This window comes from Paraburkholderia phenazinium (assembly GCF_900100735.1).
In the GTDB taxonomy this organism is placed as follows: Bacteria; Pseudomonadota; Gammaproteobacteria; order Burkholderiales; family Burkholderiaceae; genus Paraburkholderia; species Paraburkholderia phenazinia.
The window spans coordinates 14,399-34,766 of record NZ_FNCJ01000022.1 but is presented as its reverse complement, the minus strand read 5'-3'; the positions used below and the strand labels follow the sequence as shown (position 1 = coordinate 34,766).

At 64.0% G+C, this 20,368-nt stretch carries 18 protein-coding genes and 1 pseudogene; 14 read left to right on the top strand and 5 right to left on the bottom strand.

All coding sequences use genetic code 11. The features are described 5' to 3' along the window. Positions 1 to 5 precede the first annotated feature (5 nt). Both sctV and sctU read right to left on the bottom strand, forming a co-directional pair. Positions 6 to 2,057, bottom strand: coding sequence for a type III secretion system export apparatus subunit SctV (gene sctV, locus BLQ92_RS33060; protein WP_090692770.1), 2,052 nt, complete (start codon positions 2,055 to 2,057; stop codon positions 6 to 8). Beyond that, positions 2,054 to 3,166, bottom strand: a complete 1,113-nt coding sequence (gene sctU / locus BLQ92_RS33055) for a type III secretion system export apparatus subunit SctU (protein WP_090692766.1) — start codon at positions 3,164 to 3,166, stop codon at positions 2,054 to 2,056. The genes sctV and sctU overlap by 4 nt, the downstream gene beginning before the upstream one ends. Positions 3,167 to 3,454: 288 nt before the next feature. On the opposite strand from sctU, the gene BLQ92_RS33050 reads away from it, so the two are divergent. The 10 genes from BLQ92_RS33050 to sctC all read left to right on the top strand — a co-directional run bounded on the left by BLQ92_RS33050 (position 3,455) and on the right by sctC (position 12,885). After that, positions 3,455 to 3,934: an HrpB1 family type III secretion system apparatus protein gene (locus BLQ92_RS33050; protein ID WP_090692762.1), complete on the top strand. Its 480-nt coding sequence runs from the start codon at positions 3,455 to 3,457 to the stop codon at positions 3,932 to 3,934. Between the two features lie 10 nt (positions 3,935 to 3,944). Then, positions 3,945 to 4,352 carry a hypothetical protein gene (locus BLQ92_RS33045; RefSeq protein ID WP_090692759.1) on the top strand — a complete coding sequence of 136 codons (408 nt, stop codon included), beginning with the start codon at positions 3,945 to 3,947 and terminating at the stop codon, positions 4,350 to 4,352. Between the two features lie 20 nt (positions 4,353 to 4,372). Beyond that, positions 4,373 to 5,173: a type III secretion system inner membrane ring lipoprotein SctJ gene (gene sctJ, locus BLQ92_RS33040; RefSeq protein WP_090692757.1), complete on the top strand. Its 801-nt coding sequence runs from the start codon at positions 4,373 to 4,375 to the stop codon at positions 5,171 to 5,173. Then, the gene (locus BLQ92_RS33035) at positions 5,170 to 5,874 is read left to right on the top strand and encodes a type III secretion protein HrpB4 (protein ID WP_090692754.1); all 705 of its coding nucleotides are present in this window, start codon (positions 5,170 to 5,172) and stop codon (positions 5,872 to 5,874) included. Before sctJ ends, BLQ92_RS33035 begins: the two co-directional genes overlap by 4 nt. Beyond that, positions 5,859 to 6,653, top strand: a complete 795-nt coding sequence (gene sctL, locus BLQ92_RS33030; RefSeq protein ID WP_090692750.1) for a type III secretion system stator protein SctL — start codon at positions 5,859 to 5,861, stop codon at positions 6,651 to 6,653. The genes BLQ92_RS33035 and sctL overlap by 16 nt, the downstream gene beginning before the upstream one ends. Beyond that, entirely contained in the window at positions 6,640 to 7,974 is a 1,335-nt protein-coding gene (sctN, locus tag BLQ92_RS33025) for a type III secretion system ATPase SctN (RefSeq protein WP_425194928.1), read from the top strand. The genes sctL and sctN overlap by 14 nt, the downstream gene beginning before the upstream one ends. A gap of 2 nt (positions 7,975 to 7,976) precedes the next feature. Then, positions 7,977 to 8,471, top strand: coding sequence for a hypothetical protein (locus BLQ92_RS33020; protein WP_090692743.1), 495 nt, complete (start codon positions 7,977 to 7,979; stop codon positions 8,469 to 8,471). Position 8,472: 1 nt separating this feature from the next. Then, the gene (sctT, locus tag BLQ92_RS33015; RefSeq protein ID WP_208449356.1) at positions 8,473 to 9,309 is read left to right on the top strand and encodes a type III secretion system export apparatus subunit SctT; all 837 of its coding nucleotides are present in this window, start codon (positions 8,473 to 8,475) and stop codon (positions 9,307 to 9,309) included. 209 nt (positions 9,310 to 9,518) lie between these two features. Continuing rightward, positions 9,519 to 10,973 (top strand): helix-turn-helix transcriptional regulator, encoded by a 1,455-nt coding sequence (locus BLQ92_RS33010; protein WP_090692738.1) that lies wholly within the window; start codon positions 9,519 to 9,521, stop codon positions 10,971 to 10,973. 28 nt (positions 10,974 to 11,001) lie between these two features. Next, the gene (sctC, locus tag BLQ92_RS33005; protein WP_090692734.1) at positions 11,002 to 12,885 is read left to right on the top strand and encodes a type III secretion system outer membrane ring subunit SctC; all 1,884 of its coding nucleotides are present in this window, start codon (positions 11,002 to 11,004) and stop codon (positions 12,883 to 12,885) included. 148 nt (positions 12,886 to 13,033) lie between these two features. On the opposite strand, the gene BLQ92_RS33000 is transcribed toward sctC, so the two are convergent. Next, positions 13,034 to 14,233: a hypothetical protein gene (locus BLQ92_RS33000; RefSeq protein WP_090692731.1), complete on the bottom strand. Its 1,200-nt coding sequence runs from the start codon at positions 14,231 to 14,233 to the stop codon at positions 13,034 to 13,036. 463 nt (positions 14,234 to 14,696) lie between these two features. On the opposite strand from BLQ92_RS33000, the gene BLQ92_RS32995 reads away from it, so the two are divergent. Further along, positions 14,697 to 15,275: a GNAT family N-acetyltransferase gene (locus BLQ92_RS32995; protein ID WP_143016720.1), complete on the top strand. Its 579-nt coding sequence runs from the start codon at positions 14,697 to 14,699 to the stop codon at positions 15,273 to 15,275. A gap of 96 nt (positions 15,276 to 15,371) precedes the next feature. On the opposite strand, the gene BLQ92_RS40285 is transcribed toward BLQ92_RS32995, so the two are convergent. Then, positions 15,372 to 16,289 (bottom strand): hypothetical protein, encoded by a 918-nt coding sequence (locus tag BLQ92_RS40285; RefSeq protein ID WP_175772386.1) that lies wholly within the window; start codon positions 16,287 to 16,289, stop codon positions 15,372 to 15,374. Between the two features lie 317 nt (positions 16,290 to 16,606). Then, the gene (locus BLQ92_RS32980) at positions 16,607 to 17,419 is read right to left on the bottom strand and encodes a response regulator transcription factor (protein WP_143016718.1); all 813 of its coding nucleotides are present in this window, start codon (positions 17,417 to 17,419) and stop codon (positions 16,607 to 16,609) included. A gap of 520 nt (positions 17,420 to 17,939) precedes the next feature. On the opposite strand from BLQ92_RS32980, the gene BLQ92_RS32975 reads away from it, so the two are divergent. From BLQ92_RS32975 to BLQ92_RS32965, 3 genes and pseudogenes are all read left to right on the top strand, one after another. After that, positions 17,940 to 18,536 (top strand): RNA polymerase sigma factor, encoded by a 597-nt coding sequence (locus BLQ92_RS32975; RefSeq protein WP_090693085.1) that lies wholly within the window; start codon positions 17,940 to 17,942, stop codon positions 18,534 to 18,536. After that, positions 18,533 to 19,204 (top strand): zf-HC2 domain-containing protein, encoded by a 672-nt coding sequence (locus BLQ92_RS32970; protein WP_090692712.1) that lies wholly within the window; start codon positions 18,533 to 18,535, stop codon positions 19,202 to 19,204. Before BLQ92_RS32975 ends, BLQ92_RS32970 begins: the two co-directional genes overlap by 4 nt. A gap of 455 nt (positions 19,205 to 19,659) precedes the next feature. Further along, positions 19,660 to 20,361 (top strand): annotated as a pseudogene (locus BLQ92_RS32965) (sensor histidine kinase); the annotation flags it as partial. Positions 20,362 to 20,368 lie beyond the last annotated feature (7 nt).

The window sequence follows — 20,368 nt, the reverse complement described above, 5'->3', positions numbered from 1 at the left end:
CAGAACTAGAAGGTGAGGCGCCCGGCCGGCGTCAGGTGTGCGTCGGAGCCGAGTTCCTGGAACGAATAGACGTGCAGCCACGGAAAGCGCTGCTCGATCATGCGCCGCGTGTAGCGGCGGATATCCATGGCCGCGACGATCGACAGTTGCGTGGCCGGTTTCGGCCCGCAGATTGCCTCGAGGTTAGCGAGCAGGGTGTCGATCAGGTTCGGCTCCAGCGCGAGGAAGTTGCCGGCGGGCGTGGGCTTGATGGCCTGGCGGATCGTCTGTTCGACCTCGGGGTCAAGCACGATGGCACGCAGTTCGCCGGTGCCGCCCGTTGCCCGGTGGGCAATGAAGCGCCCGAGATCGCCGCGCACGTACTCGGTCACCATCAGCAGGTCCTTCTCTTTCGGCCCCCAGACCACAAGGCTTTCGAGAATCGCGCGCATATTGCGGATCGGCACCTGCTCTTCGAGCATGCGCCGCAGCACTTCGGCAATCCGCTGGGTGGGCAGTGCTTTCTGCACCTCGGCCACCAGGCCGGGATAGTCGAGCGCGGCGCGCTCGAGCAGCCACTGGGTTTCCTGCAGGCCGACAAAGAGTTGTGCTTGCGCGCCAAGGCGCGCGACTGCGTGACCGGCAATCAGCGCCTCGCGGCTGATGCTGGCGGCCTTGGCGTCGGCCGGTACTTTGGTGGCGTCGATCCAGTAGCTGACATCGAGCCCAGCGACGTCGAGCCGCTTCTCGCCGTGTTGCAGCAGCGCTTCGGACGCCTCGCGCAATACGACGATTCCGGGCAGCAGTTCGAGCGGCGCTGAGGGGACGTCCTGCACCAGCAACTGATAACTGTGTTCGGGCAACTCTTCGGCGACCCACACCGCCGTGCGTGGAAACGGCAGGCCAAGATCCGCAGTCAAGGCACGGCGGCCGCGTTCGAAGGCGGCGTCGAGTGCTGCCGAGTCGATCAGCGCGGCCAGCGTCGGCGCCAGGCGGATCGCCAGCGGCACAGCGAATGCGGGCGCCTTCGCGGCAATGGTCGGTGTGCTTTCCTTCGATCCTTCGCGCATCAGCGCCGGCAGTTCAGGGCCGGCCGGCTGCTCCGCCTTGCGCTGTTTGCGCCGCAGCGAATAGCCGCCGGCGAACAAGGCGGCCGCAAGCACGACGAACAGCACAGCCGGAAAACCCGGCACGAGTGCGAAGCCGCACATCAGCGCCGCCGCGCTGAACAACGCGCGCGAGTTGCCTGATAGCTGTTCGAGAATTTCGGTGCCGAGCGAGCGTGGCGCTTTCTCTTCGTCGGCTACCCGCGTAATCAGAATGCCGGCGGCCACCGAAATCAGCAATGAGGGAATCTGCGACACCATGGCGTCGCCGATCGACAGCACGGAGAAGCGGTTGGCGGCTTCGCCTGCCGACATGCCGTGATAGCTCACGCCGATCACGATGCCGGCGAGAATATTGACCATCGTGATGACGAGGCCCGCGATCGCGTCGCCCTTGACGAACTTCATGGCGCCGTCCATGCCACCATGCAACTGGCTTTCGATCGCCAGCAGCGCACGGCGGCGCTGCGCCTGTTCGGCGGTCAGATTGCCGGCGCGCACATCGGCGTCGATGCTCATCTGTTTACCCGGCATGCCGTCGAGCGTGAAGCGCGCGCCGACTTCCGCCACCCGTTCGGAGCCCTTCGCGATTACGATGAACTGCACGGTCGTGATGATCAGAAACACCACCAGACCGACGACCAGATTGCCGCCCACCACCAGTTCGCCGAAGCTCTCGATGATGTGGCCGGCGTCGGCGTTGAGCAGAATCGACTTGGTCGAGGCGATGTTAAGCGAGAGCCTGAACAGCGTCGTGAACAGCAGTAGCGACGGGAACGCCGATAACGAGGTCGCCTTCGGGATATACATCGTGACGCTCAGCAGCACGACGCTCGCCGTGATGTTGATGCCGAGCAGCGTATCGATCAGGAAGGTCGGCAGCGGCAGGATCATCAGCGCGACGACGGCGACGATCACGCCGGCAATCGCGACTTCGCCGCTGTACTGGGAAACGGGGGCACTTTTTATCATGACGGGATGCCTCGGTCGGGTATTGCGGATGTGCCGGCGCGCTGGCCGGCTGGCTCGCTTTGCGCTTCTTGCGCGGCGAGATCCTCGACCCACGCGAGCACGGCGGCGACTGCCTTGAAGCACGCCTCCGGAATGGCGTTGTCGAGCGGCACGAGGTAGAGCGCCCGTGCGAGAGGCGGATTGCGCACGATCGGCACGCCATGACGCATCGCCATGCGGCGGATTTCGAGCGCGTCGGCGTCCACGCCCTTGGCGACCACACGCGGCAAATCGAATTCGTCGGGCATATAGCGCACCGCGACCGCATAGTGAGTCGGGTTGACGATCACAGCCTGGGCTCCGGCGACTTTCTTCTCCGGATTGCTCTCGACGATCTCGCGAGCGACCTGCTTGCGCTTGCCCTTCAGGTGCGGGTCGCCCTCGGAATCCTTGTGTTCGCGCTTGACGTCGTCCTTGCTCATGCGGTGGTCGCGAATGAAGAGCCACTGCTGCACGGCGTAGTCGGCCACGCCGAGCACCAGATAGAGCACGCCGCCGACCGCGAACAGGCGGCACAGCGCCGACCACGAAATCTGGATCAGATCGGGCACTGGCTCATAGGCGACCCCCACGATCAGCGGCGCGAGCGCGAGCAAGGTCTTCCATAGCGCGGCGCTGATGATCGCGGTCTTCACGAGCATCTTCGCGAGGTCGACAAACGAGCGCATCGAGAACATGCGCTTGAGTCCCGCACCGGGATTGATCGCGCTGAACTTCGGTTCTAGCGGCTTTAACGACACCTGAAAACCGACTTGAGCGGCGAGCGCGGCGATTGCCGTGACGAGTGTGGCGGCCACCGGCAGGAACATGAGCAGGGCCGCCTGGGTCGCCATGCCGGTAAGCGTGTGGCGCAGATCGAAGGACGGTTGGTCCGCCGAGCGCACGTCGAGCGCGAGCTGCACTATCGTCCGCAGATGCACGCCCATCGCCGGACCGGCCACCGCAAAACCGAGCGAGGCCGCGATCAGCAGCAGCGCAAACACGAGGTCCGGGCTCTTGACCGTTTCACCGTCGTTGCGTGCGTCCCTGAGCTTTTTCTCAGTTGGCTCTTCGGTCTTCTCGTCGGCCATGTGGGTTGCTCCATGGGATGGGATCGGTGCCGAGTCTCGCCGTGTTTCGAGCTTCACGCGCATCCAGTGGGCGAAACCGCGCGTCCAGCAGCGAACCGCTGCGAACTGCAGCGAATGGCAGGGAGCCTGGATACAGGTGGTTCGCCAGGAGGCGAGAGAATTCGCAGGCGCACGCGGCTGGCCTCCACCCGCACGGCTACCTTAGGCACGTCGGCAGATCACCACTGCCGGTATGGCGGCGCCTTTGCCGTCTTTTCGTGAAACAACTGAGAACCGCGAGGCTTAACGATGAATCTCACGACATGCAGCAATCGTCTTGTGTCAGGTCTGGTCGAGATGCTGACCTGGGCGGCGAGGACAGGGCATCTGGACGAAGCGGACCGGCTGCTGGCCGCGCTACATCTGATGCGCCCCAAATTCGTCGAATTGCACGCCTACGATGCGTGGCTGCTGATCCGGCGCAATCGCATGACCGATGCCGCGCAGTTGCTGCGGCAGCTCGAGGGGCGCGAACTGCAGGTGCCGTTCGGGCCGTACGTGACGGCGCTGCTCGCGGTATGTCTGTCCGCGCTCGGCGATCCGGGCTGGCGTGTCTACGCGAACGAAGTGCTGACTCGCGATGAGGATGCCGAGTCGGTCGGGCTGATGAACCTGCTGACGGGTAAGCGCAAGAAAGACGAGGCGGAGGACACGCAAGCGTCGAACCTGTCGGCCGGCACGGCCGATCTGCTGCGCCAGGCCATGTCGTTCAGCTATCTGCGCGCGTAAGGAGCCGGTCATGACTTCTGCAATCCCTCCTGTGGAGCCGCTGCGCTCGCTTGCAGCGGTGGACCCAGCCGGTGCCGCTGGGCCGGCATCGAGCGCGACCCAGGCGCCCAACGGCCTCGGTGAACGTTTCTCGCAAGCGCTGGCCGACGCGCGGCTCGTGCCCGAGCAGGGCGCGCACGTGCAGGGCCCGTCGGCTGTCTCGCAAGCGGTCTCGGCGCAGGACGAGGCGTTCAACACACTGACCACGAAGATCGATGCGTTTGAAGCGTCGAGCGGCACGCTCTCGATGCAGCAAGTGGCGGCGCAGTCGCTGCAGATCCAGCACGAGATCACTTCGCAGATGGTGAAGATCTACGTGGGTACGGCGGTGGCGCAGGGCGGCAAGGGTACGGTCCAGACCTTGATGAAGAACCAGTAACATCGGCGACAGGAGCTGCAATGAGCCGCTTTTCGAATCTGCTGCGCGCGTTGGCCTTGGCCGTCGTGAGCGCGGCGCTGCTGGCGGGTTGCAGCAAGCAGTTGTTTGCGCAACTTCCCGAGGCCGACGCGAACGACCTGATGCGGGTGCTGCTCGAAGCCGGTGTCGATGCCAGCAAATCGACGCCGGACAGCGGCAAGACATGGGAGGTGTCGGTCGACGAGGACGACTTTGCGCGTTCCATGGAAGTGCTCAGGGCTCACGGGCTGCCGCATCAGAAGTACACCTCGCTCGGCGAGATGTTCAAGAAGGACGGCCTCATCTCCACGCCGACCGAGGAGCGCGTGCGCTTCATCTACGGCGTTTCGCAGCAGCTCTCGGCGATGCTTTCACGCATCGACGGCGTCGCCTATGCCGATGTCCAGATCGTGCTGCCGAACAACGATCCGCTATCGAGCGTCGTGAAGCCGTCGTCGGCCGCGGTGTTCATCAAGTACGGCGAAGGCACGGACATTCAGGCGCTGGTGCCGAGCGTCAAGAATCTCGTGGTCCATAGCGTAGAGGGACTTTCCTATGACAACGTCAGCGTAACGCTCGTCCAGGCCGCGGAGCCCGCGGGCGCTGCTACGCCTGTCGAGAGCGGCAGCGGTCATTCTGCGAAGTTCTGGGTCGGTTTGATCGTGGCCGGCATCGTGCTGGCGGCCCTGATCGCGGCTGTGGCGACCGGCATCGTCGTTGCACCGCAGCGTTTTGCACGCGTGATGCCGGCGCGCTGGTCGAAGAAGCGTCTGATAGCGCCCGAACCGATGGATGCAGCATGAGCACCGCTCATCCTCTCGTGCGCATGCTGACGGTCTACGACATCCGGGTGCGCGAGCTGTCTGCCATGCTCGGTGAGGCGTCGCTGGAACTTCCGCCCGCGGGCGACCCCGAGGCCGACACGACGCAAAGCGGCGGCCATGCGCGTGCGCTCAGAACGCAGGCTGCCCGTCGAATCTGGTTTGCGGCGCCGGTGCCGCTCGATGCGTTTATCCAGCCTGGCAACCGCATTGCGCTCGTCGCGCCGGAGCTGATGCGGCGCCTGCTTGCGGCGCGTGCGCTGTTCGCGTGCCGCGATGCGGTGCGGCGCTGCGTCGAACGTCAGACGCGTCACGCCCTGCTGGAAGGCGTTGGCGCCACCGCTTTGGAGGCACTGGTGGATACACCAGCGTCTCAAGCGGGCGCAGGGGCCGTGCTGCCCGAGGACACCTCGCCTGATGCACTTGCGCGCTGCGGCTGGCACGTGATGGCCGCCGAAGGCGCCTGCAGCAACCCGACCTTGCGTAACCTGATCGAATTGAGTCTAGCAAGCATGCGCGAGGAGTCGACGCCCGCGGCCGACCCGCTGCGGCGAGGCGCGGACGACGGCGCCGAGACGCTGCATGGGGCGCGCGCCCACGCGACTGCGTCTAGCGATGAAATGGATCGTTTCTTTACCGCCGTGGGGCGTATGTTTCCGGAGCTTCAATGGCTATTTGGTTGAAATCGGATCACAAGGTCGTCGCGATCGACACCGACGTCGTGCGCGCAGAAGAAGTGATGCGCGTCACGGAACTGAACAATGCGCTCGAAGCGTTGCACGAACTCGTCGCGGCGACCATGGCCGACGCCACCGAGCGCGCGCGAGCGCTGCTCGAACAGGCCCGGCGCGAGGCCGACGCGTTCGTCGCGGGCGCGCGGCGCAAGTTCGAGAACAGTTCGCGGCTGGGCTATGCGGCGGGTCACCGGCGTGCGCTGGCCGACGTGCATGCGCAGCATCTCGCTGCCGCGCGGGACGAGCAGGAACAACTGCATGGATCGGCCGAACGCCTGTCGCGCATCGTGATGAAAGCCGTCGAGCAGGTGATTGCGGAAAGCGACCGCGATGCGCTGATGCGCCGCGTCGCGCTCACCGTGACCCGCGCGATCGACGACGCCACGCATCTGAGCGTGACGGTCTCTCCAGGCGACGCGGAGCGGGCCCGGCGCCTGTTCGGCGAGCTTGGGCGGGCGGCGGTGCCGCCACTGAACGTCGAGGTCATCGTCGACGACGAGGCGCCGTTCGACACCTGCGTCTGCGAATGGGATAGCGGGGTAGTCGAGGCCAATCTAGGTGTGCAACTCGCTTCGTTGGCGCGAGCGCTTGCAAGGGGCGCGGTGGTCACGGCGGGGGCACACTCGGGCTATCGGGCCGAGCGCGAATCCGGCGGGTGGGACGCCGATGCAGAACCGGGCGGTGAAGCTGGCAATGAGTCAGCCGGTACTGACGATGAGGATGCCTGAGATGACGTCGATTGCTGATCTGGCCGAGCGCCTCGAGGCCACCTTGGGGGCGAGCGCTTCGCTCGAACGCTACGGCAAGGTGCTCGAGGCGGTCGGCACGCTCGTCAAAGTGGGTGGTCTCGACGCGCAAATGGGCGAGCTATGCGAATTGCGGCATGCGGACGGCACGCTGATGCAGCGCGCCGAGGTGGTTGGCATCACACGGGAGTACGCCTTGCTCGCGCCGTTCGGCAGCATGACGGGTCTCTCGCGCAGCACGCGTGTGACCGGCCGTGGCGAGCCGCTGACGGTCGCGGTGGGAGAGCAACTGCTTGGGCGAGTGCTGGACGGGCTCGGTGAGCCGTCCGACGGCGGCGGCCCGATTGAGGCCGAATGCCGCGCGCCGATTTTTGCGTCGGCGCCCGACCCGCTCGAGCGCCGCATGATCGACACGCAGATGCCGACCGGCGTGCGTGTGATCGACGGCCTGATGGCGCTCGGCGAGGGGCAGCGCATGGGCATTTTCGCAGCGGCGGGTGTTGGCAAGAGCACCTTGCTCGGCATGCTTGCTCGCGGCACCGAGTGCGATATCAATGTCATCGTGCTGATCGGCGAGCGCGGCCGCGAAGTACGCGAATTCATCGAACTAATTCTCGGCGAAGAAGGGATGGCGCGCAGCGTGGTCGTGTGCGCGACATCGGACCGCTCGTCGATCGAGCGGGCCAAAGCTGCGTATGTCGGCACCGCGATCGCCGAATACTTTCGCGATCGCGGCTTGCGCGTGTTGCTGATGATGGATTCGCTCACGCGCTTTGCCCGCGCGCAGCGCGAGATCGGCCTGTCGGCCGGCGAGCCGCCGACGCGGCGCGGCTTTCCGCCGTCGGTGTTCGCCGAATTGCCGCGCATCCTCGAGCGCGCAGGCATGGGGCGCGAGGGTTCGATCACCGCGCTCTACACGGTGCTCGCGGAGGACGAAGAGGGGGGTGATCCGGTCAGCGAGGAAGTTCGCGGCATTCTTGACGGCCACCTCGTGCTGTCGCGCAAGATCGCGGCGCGCAACCGCTATCCGGCGATCGACGTGCTCAACAGTCTGAGCCGCGTGATGCCGCAGATCGCCTCGCCGGAACACTGCGCGAGCGCGGGCCGGATGCGTCAGTTGATGGCGAAATACGATGAAATCGAAATGCTGTTGCAGATCGGCGAGTATAAGCAGGGCAGCGATCCGCTTGCCGACGAAGCCATCGCCTTTCATGACGATATCGAATCGTTTTTGCGGCAGAGGACCGATGAACTCGCCGGCATCGACGAGACCTGCAACCTGCTGGCGGGCTTTGGGGAATAACGATGAGCCGTGCGGTTCAAGCGGTCTGGAAAGTCGTCGTCGCGGCCAAGGCGCGGACCAAAGAGCGTCTCGAGCGGGAGCTCGCGGACGCGCGCCGCCGCCTCGAAGTACTGAACGGCGAGGTTGAAGAGGCACAGTCGAGCGTGCAATACGCGCAGGCGCAGCGCCTCGCGCACGAGGAGCGTATCGGCCAGTTGCTGAGCGACTCGCGCGGCCTGTCGCCCTCCGTGTATCTGAACCATGACCACTATCGCGCACCGCTTGCCCAGGCGCTCGATGCCGCCCGCACCGGCTTGCGTACCGCTTGCGAGGCAACCGATGCCCAGCAGCACGCTGTCGAGCGTCTCGGCATGCAGGTGCGCAGGGCCGACGCCGCGCTCGATGCCGCGCGCGAGCAGTTGCGCGCCGCGACGGCCGCGATGCAGCGCCGCATTGACGAGCGCGTCGATGAGGAAGCGTGCGAAAGCGCGGCGGTCAGGATAAGGCGAGGAGGATAGGATGCCCGATGCAATGATGGCGGCCCATGCGCTTGCCGATCTGTTCAAGGAATACGAAGGACTGTTTTTAACGCTTGCGCTGAGCGGCGTACGGATTGCCGTGGTGTTCCAGATCCTGCCTGCGACGAGCGGCGACATGCTGCCGGGTATCGCCCGCAATGGCGTGATCTATCTGTTTGCGATTTTCATTGCTGCGGCGCAGCCCGCGCACCATTTCGATGACCTGGGCTCCGCACAGATGCTACTGCTGTCGGTCAAGGAAATGTTCCTCGGCGCCGTGCTCGGCTACGCGGCCTCGAGCGTGTTCTGGATCGCCCAATGCACCGGCACGCTGATCGACGATCTCGCGGGCTACAACAACGTGCAGATGACAAATCCACTGCGTGGCGATCAGAGCACGCCGATTTCGAACACACTGCTGCAGTTGGCCGTCACGTTGTTCTACGTGGCCGGCGGCATGATGTTCATGCTCGGGGCGTTGTTCGAATCGTTCAAGTGGTGGCCGCTCGTGTCGTTGACGCCGTCGATGACCGACGTGGCGGAGTCGTTCATCATCGCGCGCACGGACTCGATCATGACGGCTACCGTGAAGCTCGGCATGCCGGTGATGCTCGCGCTCGTGTGCGTCGATCTGTCTATCGGCGTGCTGGCGCGTGCGGCTGAGAAGCTCGAACCGTCGTCGCTCAGCCAGCCGATTCGCGGCGCGATCGGGCTGCTGATGCTCATCTTCCTCGTGGGGGTGTTTGCGCAGCAGGTGACGAGCGCACTGCGCCTCGACACGTTCATGCACGAGGCCGCTGCGCTGGCAGCGCCCGCAGGTGGCGCCGCGCCGCGTTGATTTCCTCTCAATCCTCATCAACTACCCCTCAAATCACGCGGTGAGTATTGTTGTGATTGCCGGTGAGATTGTTGAAACTGTGCACCGCTCGCGCGGCTAACATCATTTCAACAGAGGCGTGTTTATCGTTGGCTTGCGACGCCGCCACTGCCCGGTTCAAGCCTGGTCGACCGCAATCAGACGGGGCAATTTCGCGTGAGTGTTGAGCTATGTATCCGACGGTCTATCTGGCGTTGTTGTCTGCATTCCGTTTCCGCGATTGCCAGCCGCGCTATGCGGCGGCCATTCTCGACGGGGACTTCTCCCGAGCTTATTGCGTCGTCGACGATGCTGCCGAGATCGGCGCGCACGCGCCGGCCAGCTCACGTGAGCGGGGCAACGAAGAATTGACGGCGCTTGCCGACGTTTCGCTCTTGCTAGACAACCCAGAGGAGGCCGAAGAATACTATCGCCGAGCCCAGAAGATGATCTGGAAAGATGACCAGCAACTGCGCGTGCAGTCGTGCCGCAACACGGGCTGGATCTCACTGATGCGCGCGCGCCTTGGCGTCGCGCAGCGCAGCTTTGCGCGCATTACCGGAGAAACGGATGCGCAGGTCGAGCAGCGCATCGAGGCATACGTGGGCCTCGCACTCGCCCACCACCAGTTGGCCCAGCAGAATGCGGCCGACGACGCCCTGCTGGCAGCAGCGGAACTGGCCGATGCGCATACCGAGCCGCGTTTCCGCCTGGTCATCGATCTGCTCGCGCAGGAATTCGAGGTGCGGCTGAAAATTCGTTCGGCCCGCGCACTGAATGACCACGCGTTCTGGCAGTCTGCGCTGGTATGTGCTGCGCTCGGCGCGAACGTTCGTGCGCGTATCGAGCCCGCGACAGCGATTGCGTGCCGCGACGCGTTGATGGCACAACGTATCGAAGACCTGGACTGCATGGAGCGCCTCGCCAACGGCGAGCGCAACTGGTCCGCACAAGTGCTGACGACACGCGCGCGCCGCGGCTGCGGCGCTCCCGCCACGACCCGCCAGACCTTCCATGCGAGCCTCGACATGCTGCTGGCGGCGCTCGCCGGTGGCCTCGACGAGGTTGCCGCGGACCTGGTCGACCGGATGTTGACGGGTAACGCCGACGAGCAGCGCCGCAATTTCGATTACCTGTACTGCATGGCGAAGGTCGCCGCATACCGCGGCAATCCGGCAGACGCGCTGAAGTTCTATTCGCACTACACCGTCGAAGCGTTACGCTGCCTACGCAGCGAAGCGCCGCCGCTGCGCGCGGCGAACGGCCCACGCCAGCGGGCAGGCGCCGCCAGCGACGACGTGTCGGCACGGCTGCCTGCCAAATACCGGCGCGCGTACCGCTATATTGTGGAGAACATCGACCGCCAGGACCTGACGACCCGCGAGGTCGCCGCCGAACTGAACGTAACGATGCGCACCATCCAGCTGGTCTTCAAGCGCGCACTCGGCGTGACGCCGTGTGGACTGATTCGGGCGCTGCGGCTCGAAGGCATCCGTGAAGATCTGCTCGACGACCACGGCCCGGCCGCGACGATCTACGATACCGCGGCGCGCTGGGGCCTGACGAGCCGCTCGACGCTCGCCAAAGGCTATCGCAAGTACTTCGACGAATCCCCGTCCGAAACCATCGTCGCTCATGCACGGTAATGGCGCGGATCCCGCCTGGAGCAGCCTCATGAATCTCCGTCAACGCAACTCGCGCCCGGCGCGCCGCGTGCCGCATCTCGGCGCCCTGGCAGGCGCATTGCTCGCCGCTGCGTGCCTCGCGCCCCAGCCGGCGCAGGCGCGGCCGATTCCTTGGAAAGAAGGGCATTTCCAGTACGTCGCCGACCACAAGGACCTCAAGGAAGTGCTGCGCGATCTTGGCGCGAGTGAAAACGTCATGACGTGGATCTCACCGCAGGTGGACGGCACCGTCACGGGCCGTTTCGACGAAACGCCGCAGCGTTTTCTCGACCGCATGGCGGATTCGTTTGGCTTTATCTGGTACTACGACGGGTCGGTGTTGCGGGTCTCGGGCCCGAACGAGGCGCGTAGCGCGACGATTGGTTTAGTGCATGCGTCGGCTGGCGACCTGCGGCGCGCACTGGCTCGCCTGGGCGTCACCGATCCGCGCTTTCCGGTGCTCTATGACGACGATACGGGTACGGCGATTGTCTCGGGGCCACCGCGCATGGTCGAACTCGCGACCGACGTCGCGCATCTGATCGACCGCGACGTGGCGCGAGCCGACGAGCCGGAAATCCGTACCTTCCCGTTGCACTATGCGTGGGCGACCGACCGCTCGCTGACCATCAACGGCCAGGCGGTGAACTTGCCCGGCGTGGCCTCGGTGCTGCGCAGCATGTATCCAGACAGCGCGGGAGCGAACGTCGCGCACGCCTCGACTGCGGCGCGCGCCGACGCCTACAAGATGCACGGCCTCGATACGGCCGCAGCGGACGGCGGCGGGCGTGCCGCCAGCGCCGCTCCGATTCCGACGCTGCCGGGCCTGTTCGGCGCAGGCGCCGCCGATCATACGGTTAATAATCCGCCGCTGCCGGCCGGTTATCGTCAAGGGGATGGCGGCGCGTCGCCGGGCTTGCCGACCGATGCGCCGCAGGCTGACGTGGATGGGGCAAGTGGCGCGCCGCATGCCGCGGACCCGGTGATCCAGGCCGATGCGCGCAACAATGCGATTCTGATTCGCGCACGCGCCGAGGCCATGCCCGGCTTCGAGAAGCTGATTGCGTCGCTCGACCGGCGTCCCGGTGTCGTGGAGATCGACGCCAGCATCATCGAGATCACCGAGACTGGACTCAAGCAGCTCGGGGTCGACTGGCGACTGCATTCGGGCCACCTCGACTTCGAAACGGGCAATGGGCAGTCCACGCAGGCGTCTAACCCGGGATCGCTCAATCCGCAGGGTTTCGGCAACCCGAACGATACGACCACGGCCGGAGTGCTCGCCACGCCGAGCGGCGCGGTGCTGACTGCGGTGATCGGTGGAGCGGGGCGCTATCTGCTAAGCCGCATCAGCGCGCTGGAACAGAGCGATAACGCGCGCATCACCGCCAACCCGAAGGTGGCGACGCTCGACAATATCGAAGCCGTGATGGACAACAAGCAGACGTTCTATGTGCCGGTGCAGGGCTACCAGTCCGGCGATCTGTACAGCGTGTCCGCGGGGGTGTCGCTACGAGTGCTGCCGAGCATCGTCGCCGACCCGGCGACGCCGCAGATCCGGCTCGACGTGCATATCGAAGATGGCCAGTTGACCACGCAGGTCGTGGGACAACTGCCGGTGGTCAGCAACAGCACGATCGATACGCAGGCGCTGATCAACGAAGGGCAGAGTCTGCTGATTGCCGGGTACACGGTCGATCAGGACGACAGCAGCACGTCGGGCGTGCCGGGCCTGTCGAAACTCCCGCTGATCGGCAAGCTGTTCCAGTACAAGTCGCACCAGGGCCAGAAGTTTCAGCGCCTCTTTCTGCTCACGCCCCGCATTGTCCCGGCAACGCCGGAACAGGCCCAGGCACCGGCCGCCGCGTGCAGCGATTGTCCCTCTGGTTCGTAACGAGGCCATAAAAAGCGAGGCCATAAAAAAGGACCGGTTCTGATCGGACCGGTCCTTTTTGCGCTGCTCGGGTTTCTGTCGTTGCATTTCCCGCGGTGGCGATCGGGATGTCAATCGGGATCAGGATCGCCAATCGCGGGTCGCGCCCTCAGCTATCCGCACTCAGTTCGGCACGACGCTTTTGGGCGCCACCGCCGCTACCCATGCCGGCCTGCATGAGAAAGTTCTCGAGCATCAGTTCCTGCTCGAGCTGCGTATCGCCGCCGCCTGCCTGCGCAAGCGCGGTGCTGCTTGCGTTGTTGGCGGTGTTATTGGCGGCATCTTGTGCATTGTCGTCGGCGTCCTCTTTCTTTTCGTGCTTCGCTTCCTTCGACTCCCTGCCTTCCGCTTTGCCCGCATGAGCTGAGCTTTTGCCGGAACGCCCAAACGCCGCAAACGAGTACGAACTGCCGCCGGCCGATTCGCCGTGCGAGTGTTTCGAACCGGACGAACCCAGGCCGTCGCCCAGTGCGCCGGCGGCGATACCCAGCCCCGCCGCGGCGAGTGCGGTGTCTTCGCTCGAACCGCCGCCTTGCGGCATCACCTTCGCGGCAACATCGGACAAGCCCTGCTGGACCTTGTCGCCGACTTCGGTCTCGGCCACGTTCTTGACGACGCCTTTGGCCATCTGCGTGACGTTGCCGTGCAGCGCGCCGCCGATCGCCGAATCGATCTGGGCGTTGCCGATGTGCGCGTTCATCAGTGCCTGCGTGCCGATCGCTGCGGCTGCCCCTTCGGGGGTGAGGTCGGAGGCGACGTTGAGCGCATCCATGGTCGCGCCGCCGAGCGCGCCGGCGGCCGCACCCCACTTGCCGTGGGCCGCGTCGTTGACGGCGTCGACGGTGCCTTTGATGGCGCCTTCGGTGCCGCTGACCACCTGGCTCGCCACCTGGTCGACGCTCTTGGTGACGTCGTTTCTCACCCCGTTGAATGCTTTGTTGACCTTGCCCACCGCGTTGTCCAGCTTCTTGCTCAAATGCATGTCCCCAAGCGAATCGAGCGTGGCCTCGGTCCCGGCGGAACCGAGGTCGGAGCCGGTCTTCACCACGTCGTCGCCGGCCTGCAGCGCCTTGTTCAAGGCCTGCTGCAGATGACCGTGGATCAACGCGTCAGCGGATTGCAGCGTGGCCTCCGCGGTATCGAGCGCGTCTTTGCCCAGCGTCTTGCCGACGGTTTCGACACCCTCAGCGATCCCTTTGCCGACTTTTGCAATGTCCTTGCCGGCGGTTTCCAGCCCCTTGCCGACGTCCTTCGCGACATCGCCGATATCGTGCCCGAGGTGTTCGAATGCGTGTTTGATTGCACCCATGGTAGTTCCTTTAAGTCAGGTCGTTCGCTTGAAATGGGGAAAGCCAGTACAGGCGGCTGGCTTTCACTGGAATCCGGGCCTCCCGCAGGTGGCCGGATCTTCGCCGCGCGACGATGCGCCATGAGTCCTTCCGCTACGGGATGGAGCCGCCGTGCGACGCATCGCTCTGCTCTAACGATAACGGGGACCGGCTGCCGCGATCAGGAGCGTGGCGAACTGTGCGCGACCGCCGCGAAATGAATCGGTGCGACCGCGCTCGACGACATGGCGGACTGCGCGAAGTCTGGGGTTCATCGTTAGCGTGAGTGACGCGAATCTGTTCGCTCGTCGACCCACAGTTTCGCCTCTCACGCCATGGATAACGTCTTGCCCATTTAGCGTGATAGCAATCTGGTTTGGCAGCACGGGATTCGTACTGGAGCTGCGTCCGTAAGGTATCGATTTTCGAATTGAGACGAACGACATGGATTCACCTTCAACTCCCCACACGCTAAGTTGCAGTCAGGAAGTGCACGCGGAAATGCGAGAGCACACGGTAAGGAGGCGACTGCGGCTTGCGGACCATGCGGATCTGGCTGTTTATTACGAGGCGGACGCGGCCCAGCTCGCGGTGACCCACAAGGATGTGCGGCAGGTCTTCACCAAAGAGATGTTCATTGACTATTACAAGAGTTGTCCCTCGATCGGCTTCATATACGATGAGAAGCCCATAGGGGGGATCATTTTCAACAATGGATATGCCCACATCGCGGTGCTGCCCGAGTATCACGGACGCTGGGCATGGCTGTGGGAGCCCGCGCTCGAATGGCTGTTTAGCATCCAGCCGGAAGTGCTGGGAATAGTGGATGCGGAAAATCGGGCCTGTCTGGCGTTTATGACACGTAATGGATGGCCGGCGGTGAGCGTCGCCGAAGATAAGGTGATCTTTCTCATTACACAGGAGGGCAGAGCACGTAGGCGCGGGTCACCAACAAGTATGACCACCCGGTCAACGCCGTTTTGTAGCAGTAACGATGTCGCGGTAAAGTTCGGGCAGCACTAACTTTGGCCTGAAAAAACAAAACCCCACGCTCCGAAAAACGTGGGGTTAGTCAGCAGTCTGAGCCGGCGCAACGCGCCGGCTTTTCAAACGAGTACGTCAAACCCCCGAGGCGCCCGACGGGCTCTTTTGTTGCTGCATCAGTTGCTGCAGCATCTGCGTGATTTCGCCCAGCATCTGCAACGCATTCGGGCTTTGACCCTGGCCGCCGCCTTGTCCCGATCCCGACTGGCCGCCTGACTGCGACTGTTCGAGTTGCTGGAGCATCTGGGTGATCTCCTGCAGCATCGAATCGATCTGGGACGCTTGCGAGTTGCCCGCACCGTTGGCATTGCCCGGGTCGCTCGGGCCACCGCTGGCGCCGGGACCGCTGGCGTTGCCTGGACCACCTGCGCCGCCTGCACCGCCTGCACCACTTGCGCCGCCACCCGAGCCGCCGCCGCCTTGGCCTGCACCCGGTTGGCCACCGCCTGATTGCGACTGCTCGAGCTGCTGGAGCATCTGCATGATTTCCTGCAGCATGGTTTCGAGCTGCGAGGTCTGCGAGTTGCCCGCACCGCTTGGGCTCGCCGCGCCTGCTCCCGACTGGCCGCCTGACTGCGACTGTTCGAGTTGCTGGAGCATCTGAATGATTTGCTGCAGCATGGATTCTAGCTGCGACATCTGTGAGTTGTCCGCGCCGCTTGCGCCGCTGCTTGCGTCAGGGCCTCCGGCGCTGCTCGGACCACCGGCATCGCTCGGACCGCCGGCGCCGCTCGGGCCGCCGCCACCACCGCCGCCGCTGCCTGCGCTGGCCGGCGAGCCGCCGTCCGACTGGCCGCCGCCGTTCGGGTCGAGACCGGTTTGCTGGTTTTGCGTGGCGATCGTTTGCTGCAACATCTGTTCGATCATTTGAAGGACTTCCGCCAGGATCTGTTCGATCTGGGCGGCGCTGCCGCTTCCCGACTGCGAGCTGCTCGACGGATCGAGCGAGAGCGAGGAGGAAGCGCCGAGGGAACTGTCGATTGATAGACTCATGGATGACCTCGTCGTGTGAGGATGAACCAGGCCCTCCCACAGGGCGGGCCGATTTTCGCCGCGCGACGACACGCCGTGAGTCCACTCCGAAATGGAGCAGCCGTGCGACGCATCGTTCACTTCCAACGATATCGTTCGTCCGCAGCGACGACGCGCGGCGCGGCGAACTGTGCGCGACTAGCGCGAAATTACTCGGCACAGGCAAGGGCAGGGCCGCACGCGTGTCGTATCGAGTCGAGCGGGAAGAGAGCAGGAAGAAGCGCCGCCGCGGCAGTGACAACTGCAGCGGCGATCCGGGTGACGGGAAATCAGGCGTGCTAGGCGAGCAGTTTTGCGTAGTTGGCGTGCAGCTGGGCAGGCGGCGGCAGTGGCACGGAAGTAGCCGTTGCGGTTAGCTGTAGCGAGGTATCCGCCATATTTGCCATGTCCGTCGCTTTCGCCGCGATCTCAGGCGTCGCGACATCGAGCTTGTAGCCGAGCGCGTACACGGTCTTTAGCGTCAGCGTCGAGTTGCTGGACAGACTCAATTTTTTGCGCAGCTTATAGATGTGCTGCTCGATAGAGCGTGCGGCGACGTTCTCGCAAGAGCCCCAGACGCCTCCGGCAATCTGTGCGCGGCTTAGAAACTTGCCGGGGTTCGAGAAGAACAGCCACGCCATCGCAAACTCGCGCGGCGTCATCGCAATGTCGATGCCGTCGCATGACAGCGTGCCGAGGTCGCGCCGCAATTCGTAGCCACCGAGTGCGATGGAATCCTCCCCTGTGTCCTGGGTCTCGCGCCGGATCACGACGTGTGTGCGCAGGCGGATCTGCTCGAGATCGAAGCGGTTGGCGACATCCGTGGCGCCCGCGTTGACCCAGCGCAGCATGGCCGACCAGTTCGAGAACGGAGTGAGTACGATGACCGGCGTGCACAGGTCTGCATTGCAATTGCGCCAGGACAGCAGTGAATTGACCAGCATCGAATTGTTCTTCGCATCGATGAGTACGAGGTCGTAGGGTGTCGTACGCATGTTACGCAACAGCGGCAATTCTCCGTCGAATGGCTCGATGGAGATCGCGTCTTCGCTGAAGCATTCGACAAGGCTGCTAGTCAACAAGCGGTCTTCGGTCACAAGAGCAAATCGCACGTTCTTCTCCCATTTGCCCAGCCTTCGGCCATGTGTCTGGGGCTGGTTCGCTATGTCTGCCGGTGCTGCGGCGTGGTAGCCGCTGCGCCGGCAACGATTGAATCGAAGCGTGCTCTCTCGAAGCCGTTTCGATCAACGGTCACGACCAGCCGGTTGGCCAGTCGGTACGAACGGCGCACTCGGACGCGCCGCGCCTCACCTCATCGGATGAAGTCTATTGCCCGTAAGTGACGCTGGCCGTTCAATTCGATTCATGCCGAGCAAGAGCACTACCGGCGTGTAACGCGGCGTAACCTGACGAACGAATCCCGGCGTATCAAGGCTTTTGCATGCTCGTGACGGCCTCGTTATAGGGAAATCCTTACCATAAAATCAGGTGTTGCCTATTCGCGACCGTGTGCTGTTGTACGCAAAGTGACCACTAGAAATTTTTTCGCACCGTCCCGCAACTTTTCTCGCGGAGGAGGGAACCCACGGTGTAGAGAAAATCATGCCGTTCTGGCCGATTGCGGACCGCACCATGCTGACTAATCAAGTTGCTTCAAGGCGAAGTTCAAGCACCGCGCGCAGCGTCGACGCCGACGACATGGCGTTGATCGAGCGTGTGATGGCGCAGGACAAGGGTGCGCTCGCCGCGCTTTACCGCGAGTACCACCGGCGGCTGGTGCGTTTTCTTGGCCGCTTTACGCGCCGCGACGACGTTATCGAGGAAGTCATCAACGACACCTTCCTGATTGTCTGGCAAAAGGCCTCTGAGTTTCGTGGCCAGGCGCGCGTGTCGACGTGGCTGATGGGCATTGCCTATCGGGTGACGCTCAAGGCGTTGCGTCAGGGTGGGCTGTCGCATGAACCGCTGCATGGGGAACACGACGAGCGCGCGAGCGAACCGTTTGCCGACCACGAACTCGCGGATTGGGTGGCCAAAGGGCTCATGCGCTTGTCGCCTGAGCATCGGCTGGTGTTGGAGCTTGCTTATGTGATGGGGCATTCGTTGGAAGAAATCGCGGAGATCACAACCGCACCGGTGAGCACCGTGAAGGCCAGAATGTTTCATGCACGCGTGAAGTTGCGCAATGTCATGCCGGGGCTCGCCGGCTTTGCCGGGGACGAATCATGAATACAACCTCACTCTTTGACGAACGCGCACACCTGCAGGTCTGGGAACTGCTGCCGTGGTACGTGAACGGTACTGCATCGGCGGATGAACGTGACACGGTGGAAACCCATCTGCGCGACTGCACGTCGTGTCGCGGGGAGTACGCCCGTCAGCTTGACATCCATGTGCAGATGAACGTCGAAGTGCCGACCGGGCCACCGGTCGAACAAGGGATCGCGCATCTGTTGCACCAGATCGACGAACAGGCGCGGCCGTTGCCGCGGGCGGCGGCGAATGCGCGCTGGACGCCGCATGGCCGCCGGGCATGGGTGACCTATGGCCTCGCCGCGCTCGTGCTGCTCGAGACCACGGGACTGGTGATGTTCGGTGCACCGTCGCGCGGCAGTAGCCCTGCCGTGTCGGTTTATCGCACCTTGTCGACGCCGGATCGATCTACCGCGCTCGCGACCATTCGGTTGGTTGTCGACGCGACGATGCCGGCAGGACAACTGCAGGCGCTGCTCGTGCCGCTGCATCTACAGATTGTTGGCGGTCCGGGCGAAAACGGCGTGTATTCGCTCGCCCCAGTGGCCACGCCCGGCGACGTTGAACGGCAGGTCAGCGCGTTGCGGACGGCACAGGGCGTGCGCTTTGTGGAGCCGGTGGTCAAGGGTGGTGATGCGCCGTGATCCGGCGCAGAGTGGCCTTGCGGCTGTATGTGTTTGCTTTCGCGTTTAGCGGGCTGGTGACGTTAGGGTTGACGGCATTGCAGGTGTTCGGCGATCACCGCAGTGGTGTCGAACTCGCACGCGCTGCGGCGAAACTCCTCGCGATCCACGGGGCCGCCACTTTCTCGGTGGGACTGTTCGTCATCTATCTGACGAATCGGCTCCTCATGCAGCATCTGCGCGCTATCGCGCATGCCGCCGACAGCTCAGACTATCAGCACGCGCCGCGTTCGCTCGATCTGGTCCGCCGCCGCAGTGCGACGCTCGACGAACTCGACCGCGTCGTGCTGGCGTTCAATGCAATGGGCACCCGTCTCTATTGCTCACATATGATTCGCGACGAGCTCAATGCACGCGTCGCCCAACTCACCGGGGAGCTTGCTCAGGCGCGCCATGACCTGAGTGCACGGACCGATGAGCGGGAACGCGGCGAGTCGCGCGAGACACTGCGCGAGTTCGGCGCGTACATGGAGGCGACACGCGAAGACGAGAGAAAGCGCATCGCACTGGAAATCCACGACGAATTGGGGCAGTTGTTGACGGCGCTCAAGATGGATGTGTCGCTGCTCAAGATGCGTCTGACGGCGCCGGACCTGCTCGAGAAAGTGGCCGACATGCGCGTGCTTGTCGACCAGACGATCTGGATGGTACGCAACGTCGCCAACGATTTGCGTCCCGCCGCACTCAATTTCGGTCTCACTTCAGCGCTTGAATGGCTTACTGACGATTTCGCGCGACGTAACGGCATTCCCTGTCAGTTTCGCATGAACGGCAGCGAACCGGTGCTTGCGGAAGCGCACGCAACGGCGGTGTTCCGCATCGTGCAGGAATCGCTGACCAACGTGACCCGTCACTCGCGGGCCACTTGCGTCCATGTCACCCTCAACATCAACGAACGTGGCTTCGATCTGCATATCAACGACAACGGCGGTGGATTCGACCCCGACACGGCGCGCAATGGATACTCGTACGGACTATTGAGCATGAGCGAGCGCGCCCGTCTGATTGGCGCTTGGTTGCGGATAGATAGCGCACCCGGTGCCGGAACCACGGTGTCGGTGAGCGTTCCGCTCTGTGGTGGAACGCTCGCGCGACCAGAGGAATCCTGCTTGCTCTAAGTTTGCT